The organism is Paraburkholderia sediminicola (assembly GCF_046027825.1).
GTDB classification, from domain to species: Bacteria; Pseudomonadota; Gammaproteobacteria; order Burkholderiales; family Burkholderiaceae; genus Paraburkholderia; species Paraburkholderia sediminicola_D.
This window is the reverse complement of record NZ_JAQQDU010000248.1, coordinates 1-764: the sequence shown is the minus strand read 5'-3', so window position 1 is coordinate 764 and position 764 is coordinate 1. Positions and strand designations below refer to the sequence as shown.

At 59.0% G+C, this 764-nt stretch carries 1 pseudogene; it reads left to right on the top strand.

Going from position 1 to position 764, the window contains the following annotated elements:
* Positions 1-69: 69 nt before the first annotated feature.
* Positions 70-764: pseudogene (locus PQQ96_RS42120) on the top strand (IS3 family transposase); the annotation flags it as partial.

Sequence of the window (764 nt, the reverse complement as noted above, 5' to 3'; positions counted from 1 at the left end):
TGACCTTGCCCTCGAAAAACGTATCCGTTACTGAGAGTATGTAAAACTTCAGCAACGGAGGATTTAGCAATGGGTAACCCGAGGGCGCGGTACACGCTGGAATTCAAGATTGAAGCGGTGCGCATGGTGCGTAACGGCCAGAGCCAGGCGGCGACGGCGAAGATTCTGGGCATCAGTACGCAGACGCTGAATGCGTGGATCAAGGCCGACGATGCGGGCAAGCTCAATGGTGCGGGCAAACAGGTGTCAGCCGAACAGATGGAAATTGCCCGGCTGCGCGCCGAGCTGGCCCGCGTGAAGATGGAGCGCGATATCCTGGGAAAAGCGACGGCGTACTTTGCGAAGGGGTCGGTGTGAAGTACGCGTGGATCGAACGACATAGCCGGCAATGGCCGGTTTCTGTGGCCTGCCAGGCGCTGGGTGTCAGTCCCAGCGGTTATCACAACCGTAAAGCCCGTGACGTTGATTCTGAGCGACCGCGTCAGCGCATCAGCAACGACGCACTGCTGGTCCACATTCGCGCCGTACATGCTGAATCCAAATGCGAATACGGTTGGCCACGCGTGTGGAAAAAGCTTCTGGCTCAAGGCATCCGAGTGAGCAAGGACCGGGTTCAGCGGCTCATGAAGCTGCACGGCATCAAGGCGCGCACCAAGCGGCGATTCAAAGCCACGACCGACAGCAAGCACAATCTGCCGGTCGCGCCGAACCTGCTGCAACGTGACTTCTCGCCGGCGAAACCCGATCAGGTCTGGACGACAGAC